The organism is Fusibacter sp. (genome assembly GCF_057447755.1).
This window is the reverse complement of record NZ_JBVBZF010000150.1, coordinates 1-8,237: the sequence shown is the minus strand read 5'-3', so window position 1 is coordinate 8,237 and position 8,237 is coordinate 1. Positions and strand designations below refer to the sequence as shown.

Sequence of the window (8,237 nt, the reverse complement as noted above, 5' to 3'; positions counted from 1 at the left end):
TTTGTTGTATACAATAAAAAAAAGCTGAGAACAAATGACACGTTTGTTCTCAGCTTTATATTTATTTTACTGTTTATCTTAGTAGTTACCTTGAGCCATCATAGCTTCTGCAACTTTGATGAAACCAGCGATATTAGCACCAGCAACTAAGTTGTAACCAAAGCCATAAGCAGCAGCCGCATCAGCAGCATTTTTGTGGATGTTAGTCATAATTTGATCTAATTTAGCATCAACTTCTGCTTCTGTCCAAGACATTCTCATAGAGTTTTGGCTCATTTCAAGCGCTGAAGTAGCAACACCACCTGCATTAGCAGCTTTAGCTGGTCCAACAGTTACGCCTTTTTCTAATAAATAGTCAACAGCTTCGTTTGTACATGGCATATTAGATGCTTCACAAAGGAATTTAACGCCGTTAGCTACGATTTGCTCTGCATGCTCTAATCTAATTTCATTTTGAGTCGCACATGGAATTACGATATCAGCTTTAACGCCCCATGGTCTTTCACCTGGGAAGAATTTAGAACCAGCAAATTTCTCTGCATATGGTGCTACGATATCTCTACCACTTGCTCTTAACTCTAACAAGTAGTCAATTTTCTCGCCAGCGATACCAGCTTCATCTAAGATGTAACCATCTGGACCTGAAATAGTGATAACTTTACCACCTAATTCAGTAACTTTGATAGCAGTACCCCAAGTTACGTTACCAAATCCTGATAATGCAACAGTTTTGCCTTCAAAAGTTTCGCCTTTAGCTTTTAACATTTCTCTTGTAAAGTAAGTTACACCGAAACCAGTCGCTTCAGGTCTGATTAATGATCCACCGTAAGATAAACCTTTACCAGTTAAAACGCCGTTCTCGAATGCGCCTCTAATTCTTCTGTATTGACCATATAAGAATCCGATTTCTCTTCCGCCTACACCGATGTCTCCAGCTGGAACGTCAACATCTGGTCCGATATGTCTATATAATTCAGTCATGAAGCTTTGGCAAAATCTCATTACTTCTGCATCAGATTTACCAGTTGGATCGAAGTCTGAACCACCTTTACCGCCACCGATTGGTAAGCCAGTTAAAGAGTTTTTCAAGATTTGCTCGAAACCTAAGAATTTAACGATTCCGATATATACCGATTTGTGGAATCTTAAGCCACCTTTGTAAGGTCCGATAGCGCCGTTAAATTGAACTCTGAAACCTCTGTTAACTTGAAGTTTACCAGCGTCATCAACCCAAGGAACTCTAAAAATGATTTGTCTTTCTGGCTCAGCAAATCTAGCTAATAAATTTGCTTCAATATACTCTGGATGTTTTTCTAACACAGGCTCTAAAGATTTAAAAACTTCTTCTACTGCTTGTAAGAATTCTGGTTCATTAGCATTTCTTGATTTAACTTGTTCAAATACCTCTTCAATATACTTCATTTCAAACATCTCCTTTAAAATGATTCTGAGGGTCTACCTCACGGTTGTCAGCAACCAAAAATTTTCTTGCCCTTAAAGTTTGTTAAAATTTTAATAAGCGTCCTAACGACTAAATTTTAACATATCCCTCTAACAGTGTAAACTAAAAAAAAGCATAAAACTATAAATTTTTTGCAACAGTTGTAAATTTTTTTGAATACTTTAGGGACCCGAAACATCCCCCTGCGGGACAAATTCCCACAGCCCGTTTTGAGGGTGTTTTTTGCTTAAAAAAGCCCTTTTTTTTACTGTTTATGGAAGTTGCTTCGCGTTTAATTAATAATGATTATCACTATACTTGTAAGTTTTTCATGTTTTTTTATGCTTTTAATGTTGTTTATGTGTTTTTTTGAGTATTATAATGATGTCATGACTTGATAATAAGTTAAAATTAAAAAGGAGGTACTTCTCATGTACGTAATTAATGATTCTTGTATTTCATGTGGCGCTTGCGAGCCAGAATGTCCAGTAAACGCAATTTCTGCTGGTGATAGCATTTATGTAATTAGCGCTGAATGTATAGATTGTGGTGCTTGTGCAAATGTTTGCCCAGTTGACGCACCTCAAGCTGAATAACAACATTTGAGCCATCTTTGATGGTCTCAAAACAATTTTCGCTGATGCTGTTTGAGGCTAAACATTCCTCATCATAGCTTTCGGCTCAAATTTTGTTGTATATATCATTTATCGCCAAAACTTGTTTTGTCGCATCTAAAGGCTTTTCGCAAGTAAAAATGCTTGCTCAAGCTGGATGAAAGTTAATGATCTATAATAAAAGCTAAAAAAGACCTGAAATCACTTATAAGTGAAAATCAGGTCTTTTTAATTTTTTTTGCTAAGGTCGATTAAGATCAAATTTTTCGGTATGATATTGGACAATTTTACTGAGAAATTTCAATATGGTCTTTTCTTCGTTGATGGTAATATCATTCAAGACAAACTCCATCTCAGACAATTGTGCGCTCAACAGTTTTTCATATATTAACTCACCGGATTGAGTGAGTGCAAGATACTTCTCACGCTTATCTCTTTCGCCAGTTTTCTTCATAATGAGCTTAAGGCCAATTAAGTTTCTAACCGAAACATCAATTAGATTACGATCCAGTTCAAGCGTCCTTATTAAGGCATTGAGCTGCATGTCTTTTGATTCACCAATCATTTTTATGACCAAAATATCCAGTAAACTCATCCGGTGCATTAGGTCATTTGGATAAAAACCCTTTTTGTCTTGAGACATAATCTTGATCAGCATTCGATCCATCATATGTGAAATCTCTCTTGTGTAATTTGCCATTGATCACCCTATTGTTCTACTTTCTGCTCTTATCTTTTAACGATAATCGCTTCACCCATGCCGCCACCAATACATAAAGTTGCCAAACCATATTTTGCATCTCGTTTGATCATCTCATGAATCAATGTCACAAAAATTCTATTACCTGAAGCGCCAATTGGATGACCTAGCGCAATTGCTCCGCCATTAACGTTTACTTTCTCTGTATCTAATCCAAGTTCTTTTACAACGGCTAAAGATTGTGCTGCAAATGCTTCATTTGCTTCAACTAAATCTAAATCCGCTACTGTTAAGTTTGCTTTTTTAAGCGCCTTTTGAGTTGCTGGCACTGGACCAATACCCATGATTGAAGGTTCAACACCTGCAGATGCATGAGAAACAATAGTACACAATGGTTTAAGGCCTAGCTCTTCCGCTTTTTCTTTACTCATTACGACGACACAAGAAGCACCATCATTGATACCAGATGCATTACCTGCCGTTACTGTACCACCATCTTTTTTAAAGGCTGGTCTTAATGCTGCCAACTTCTCAACCGTCGTTTCTTTAATATATTCGTCTTGGTCGAAGCAAATTGGATCACCTTTTCTCTGTGGAATCATTACAGGTACAATCTCATCTTTAAATCTGCCATTTGCTCTTGCTGCTGCTGCTTTTCTTTGAGAGTTGAATGAAAACTCATCTTGAGCTTCTCTTGTAAGCCCCCATTGAGTTGCAATGTTTTCAGCAGTTACACCCATATGGTAATTGTTAAAGGCATCCCATAAGCCATCATTAACCATGATGTCACAAGTCTCGCCATTGCCCATACGTTGTCCCCAACGTGCTGTTTTAAGCACATATGGCGCCATACTCATTGTTTCAGTACCACCTGCAATCACAACTTCATTGTCTCCTGCAAGAATTGACTGTACCGCCATGGATACAGACTTAAGGCCCGAGCCACAAATCATATTGATTGTTGTACATGGCACTTCCACAGGATAGCCATTCTTAATCCACGCTTGTCTTGCAATACCTTGACCATGTCCTGCTTGTAAAACTGATCCAAGGAGTACTTCATCTACTTTTGATGGCTCAAGACCAATTTTCTCTAGAGCACCCTTGATCACCACTGCACCCAAATCTGCTGGATGAGTGTCTTTTAAAGTTCCACCAAAGGAACCAATCGCCGTTCTAACGGCACTTACAATTACAACTTCTTTCATGTTTTTAAACCTCCCTATTTTTTCTGTGACAATCCCTAGAGCTATTTTACCAAAAAAAAGAGACAAGGTCATCCCTTGTCCCGTTACTTTTTCACATTTTTAACAAATTATTTTTATTTAATCAATCCTTAATCCCTATTCTTTTAAAAAATAAGATAGGGTCAGCAGGTTATCAATTAGATGGACATTCTCAACGATAATGCCATCCTTTACGCGAAGGTCAATTGGTGCGAAATTCCAAATTGCTTTTATACTCGTCTTTTGAATTCGATCAGCAACATCTTGAGCGCCATCTCTGTTTGTACAGATATAGACAATTTCAACGTTGTTCTCATTAACAAAGTTTTCAAACGAGTCCATATCCATTACTTTCACATCATTAATTGTAAGGCCAATAATTTTAGGGTTGATGTCGAACATCCCCTTTAGGTTAAAGCCCAATCGATCAAAACTTGAATAATTTGCGAGTGCTTGTCCTAAATTACCTGCGCCAACTATGACGGTATTGTAGTTTCTTGTCAGACCCAGAATTTTTCCGATTTCACTGTACAAGTCTTCAACATTATAACCATACCCCTGTTGACCAAATCCCCCAAAATTATTTAAATCCTGTCTAATCTGAGAAGCTGTAAAGCCAATAATTTTACTCAGCTCCTTGGAGGAAATTCTTTTAATGTCGTTGTCCAATAATTCTTTTAAATAACGATGATACTTTGGCAAACGCCTAATAACCGCTAAGGAAATATTTCTGTCCTTCATTTCTACACCCCTTAAACTGAGTTTTTTCTTTTATTATCTTGCAATTTTTAGATAATACAGTCCACTCATCCCATTTCCATTTGATATGAAAATTATACCATTTAAAGAAAAACAATGTCAAATAAATAACAAAGAATTTATATGTTTCTTTAAATAATGTATAATACATATGTTACTAAATCAGGAAAGGAAAAAACATGATCGCATTATCGTGCACGAACATTACAAAATTTTATGGTATCGACTGCATTTTAGATGAAATTTCCTTCACTGTCAATACTGGAGACAAAATTGGCCTCATCGGCATCAATGGTGCAGGCAAAACAACTTTGATGAAAATCCTTATGGGAATAGAATCAAAGGACGGCGGCGACATCTTTATTGGAAAAGATACCACAGTTGGTTATCTTGAACAAAATACCGCCATCGATCTTGATATTTCAGCATTTGACTATTGTGAAGAGGTCTTTAAGGACATCTTTGATATAGAAACCAAAATGAGAGCACTGGAGCTTCGTCTGAGCGAGTCTGATGAATCTACTTATAAATCATTATTAGATGAGTATTCCAGCCTTCAAGATGCGTTTGACCACGCCAATGGATATGCTATTTCAAGTAAAATTCGTGGTATTCTCAACGGTCTAGGCTTTGATGAGATTGATCATAAAAGACCTATCAATCAACTAAGTGGTGGCCAAAAATCACGCGTTGGGGTTGCAAGGCTGCTCTTAAAACAACCCGATGTTCTGCTTCTTGATGAGCCTACCAATCATCTTGACATTGATGCAATCCGTTGGCTTGAGGGCTATTTAAAGGAGTACAACGGCACTATTATCCTAATTTCACATGATCGTTATTTTTTAGACCAAGTTACCACTAAAATATATGAGATTGAAGCACAAGAACTCACTGAGTACAATGGCAACTATTCGCAATTTATTAAACAGAAAAATGCAATTTATGAAGCTTCTCTACGTCATTATGAACAACAACAAAAAGAGGTTAAAAAGCAAGAAGACCTCATCCGAAAATTTAAGGAACGCGGGACAGAAAAACTTGCAAAGCGTGCGCGCTCAAGAGAAAAGCGTTTAGATCAAATTGAATTTGTCAACAAACCTATGCTGTTCAAGGAACATTTCAAAATTGATCTTAAAGCAGGTGTCAAAAGTGGCAAAGATGTCCTAATGGTGGAGAATCTTGCAAAGTCTTATGATGAAAAATCTGTTTTTAAGGATGTTACCTTTGAAATTTATAGAGGTGAGAAAATTGGACTTATCGGTCCTAATGGTGTCGGCAAAACAACCTTGTTCAAGGTTCTCTTAAATGAAATAGAGAAAGATCAAGGCGATATAGTGCTGGGTCACAACATTGAACCGGGCTATTATGATCAAGAACTTAGAAATCTCAATTTAGAGCATACAATTTTGGAAGAGATCCATGATGAGAATCCCGAACTCTCCTTAACAGCTGTGAGAGGACTTCTAGGCGCCTTTTTATTTAAAGGTGATGAATATGAAAAAAAGATTTATCAATTAAGTGGTGGCGAGAAAAGCCGTGTTTCTTTATTAAAGCTCATGCTTTCCTCATCTAATCTCCTCTTTTTGGATGAACCGACAAATCATTTAGACATTCTTGCAAAAGAAACGCTTGAAGATGCACTCCTAAATTATGACGGTACTATTCTGACCATCTCCCATGACCGTTATTTTCTCAACAAAATCTGCACCAAGATTTTTGAGCTCACTCATGACGGTATTCAAGTTTATTGGGGCAATTATGATTATTATATAGAAAAAAATACAGAATCCGAATCGGCAACCGCTAGTCCTGCTGAAGTCCCAGAGCTTACAAAAACAAAGCAAAAGGAAATGCAGCGAAAAGAAAAAGAAAAAAAACAACTTGTAAAAAACCATAAAATTGCCATACAAAATACAGAAGACCTTCTGCACGGTTTGGAAGAGAAACTACACGAGTTACAAATTGCATTATGTGATGAAGCTATATTTTCAGTACCTGAAAAAGCAATGGCCGTCCAAAAGGAAATTGAGCAAATTGAGGCTGAAATAGAACATAAGTACCTAGAATTGGATGAATTATTAGAAAAATTATAATTTATTCAAATTTACTAGGAAAATATAACTAAATTTCATATAGACAAAAAGGATTTTTTCTTTATAATAAAAATTAAGTATAGACGTAACCATATGTGGGAAATGGCGCTTACGTCTGAGACATCTACGGCATTCAGATTGGCACGCAATTATTAGGAGGTTATTATGTTTAAAAAAATAAAAGCAATCATCGTTGAACAATTAAGTGTTATTGATCCTAGTGAAATTACTATGGATACTACTTTTGACAGCATGGATATCGATTCTATCGACGCTGTTGAAATCATCATGGCAATTGAGGACGAATTTGAAATTGAAATTCCTGATGAAGTTGCTGAAGAGTTCACTTCTATTGCAGATATTATTAATTATTTAAACGGCGAAGGTCTTGAGTAAATACAAAATTTAAAGCACTCTTTAAAATTCACTCTACCATTTATCCTATAATAAGGACTAATGGCGGGGTCGATTTTAAATGAGTGCTTTTTTTATGCCTCTAAGATGAACTTTCTAAATAGTTTGAATTTTATAGGTTAACTTTCTACAGATTATGTCTACCACACTTTCCGGTGTTTTTTTTAAATATGATTGAGAATTAGGCTTCTCATTTAAAACTATCCACATATCAGCAAGGTTATCCACAGTTTTCCACACTTTAATCCACATAGACCATTCACCAAAAGGGTTATAATCACTATTGCTCCACAGTATCCACAGTATTATCCACAAATGTACTTATTTTAAAACTTTTTGCTTCGAACACACCATCGGTTTACATAATACAAAGTTTATTCCTTTTGGCATTAATTTTCATCAAAAAAGTAAATGGGACTATAGTCCCATTTTAGTGCCTATTCTTAAATTCGGAATTGCATTTACAGTCATATTGCCAATATGTCCTGCTCTAAAGTTATAGTATCCAGCACAGCCAATCATTGCCGCATTATCCGTGCACAGTGCCATGGGTGGATAATAGAATCCTATATTTTTTGCCTTGCAAGCTACTTCAAGAGCTTCTTTCAAGGCTGAGTTGGCTGCTACACCACCTGCAAGTACCAATTTATTATGACCAGATTGAGAAATGGCATCCATGGCCTTAAAGCTTAAAATATGAACAACAGCCTCCTGAAAGCTGGCACATACATCAGGGATATTTATTTCAATTTGCTTCATTTTACACGAGTTAATATAGTTCAATACTGCAGATTTTAGTCCGCTAAAACTAAAATCAAGGTTTTCCTGATCTAGCATGGCTTTCGGAAAATCAATTGCGTGAGGGTTACCTTCCCTTGCAATCTTATCAATTAAAGGTCCTCCTGGATATCCAAGACCTAAAGTTCTTGCAACCTTATCAAATGCTTCTCCAGCTGCATCATCTCTGGTCTTTCCAATAACTTCAAAGGT

Annotated in this window: 8 protein-coding genes; 3 read left to right on the top strand and 5 right to left on the bottom strand. The window is 36.4% G+C overall.

Annotated features, from left to right (window positions below; all coding sequences use genetic code 11):
* Nucleotides 1–78: 78 nt before the first annotated feature.
* Complete coding sequence (gdhA, locus tag AC220I_RS14410) at nucleotides 79–1,422, bottom strand: NADP-specific glutamate dehydrogenase (protein ID WP_486724550.1); 1,344 nt, start codon at nucleotides 1,420–1,422, stop codon at nucleotides 79–81.
* Nucleotides 1,423–1,872: 450 nt separating this feature from the next.
* On the opposite strand from gdhA, the gene AC220I_RS14405 reads away from it, so the two are divergent.
* Complete coding sequence (locus AC220I_RS14405) at nucleotides 1,873–2,037, top strand: DUF362 domain-containing protein (protein WP_194702713.1); 165 nt, start codon at nucleotides 1,873–1,875, stop codon at nucleotides 2,035–2,037.
* 259 nt (nucleotides 2,038–2,296) lie between these two features.
* Here the strand turns inward: AC220I_RS14405 and AC220I_RS14400 are convergent, their stop codons facing one another.
* The 3 genes from AC220I_RS14400 to AC220I_RS14390 form a co-directional block, all read right to left on the bottom strand.
* Entirely contained in the window at nucleotides 2,297–2,755 is a 459-nt protein-coding gene (locus AC220I_RS14400) for a winged helix DNA-binding protein (RefSeq protein ID WP_486724549.1), read from the bottom strand.
* Between the two features lie 29 nt (nucleotides 2,756–2,784).
* Nucleotides 2,785–3,963, bottom strand: a complete 1,179-nt coding sequence (locus AC220I_RS14395; RefSeq protein WP_486724548.1) for an acetyl-CoA C-acetyltransferase — start codon at nucleotides 3,961–3,963, stop codon at nucleotides 2,785–2,787.
* A gap of 135 nt (nucleotides 3,964–4,098) precedes the next feature.
* A complete protein-coding gene (locus tag AC220I_RS14390; RefSeq protein ID WP_486724547.1) occupies nucleotides 4,099–4,722 on the bottom strand; it encodes a redox-sensing transcriptional repressor Rex in 624 nt (207 codons plus the stop codon).
* A gap of 197 nt (nucleotides 4,723–4,919) precedes the next feature.
* Here AC220I_RS14390 and AC220I_RS14385 point away from each other — a divergent pair, with 197 nt between their 5' ends.
* Complete coding sequence (locus tag AC220I_RS14385) at nucleotides 4,920–6,833, top strand: ABC-F family ATP-binding cassette domain-containing protein (RefSeq protein ID WP_486724546.1); 1,914 nt, start codon at nucleotides 4,920–4,922, stop codon at nucleotides 6,831–6,833.
* Between the two features lie 165 nt (nucleotides 6,834–6,998).
* Nucleotides 6,999–7,229 (top strand): acyl carrier protein, encoded by a 231-nt coding sequence (gene acpP / locus AC220I_RS14380; protein ID WP_486724545.1) that lies wholly within the window; start codon nucleotides 6,999–7,001, stop codon nucleotides 7,227–7,229.
* Nucleotides 7,230–7,664: 435 nt separating this feature from the next.
* On the opposite strand, the gene AC220I_RS14375 is transcribed toward acpP, so the two are convergent.
* Nucleotides 7,665–8,237 (bottom strand): tRNA (adenosine(37)-N6)-threonylcarbamoyltransferase complex transferase subunit TsaD (locus AC220I_RS14375; protein ID WP_486724544.1); only part of this gene is annotated, 573 nt, incomplete at its 5' end.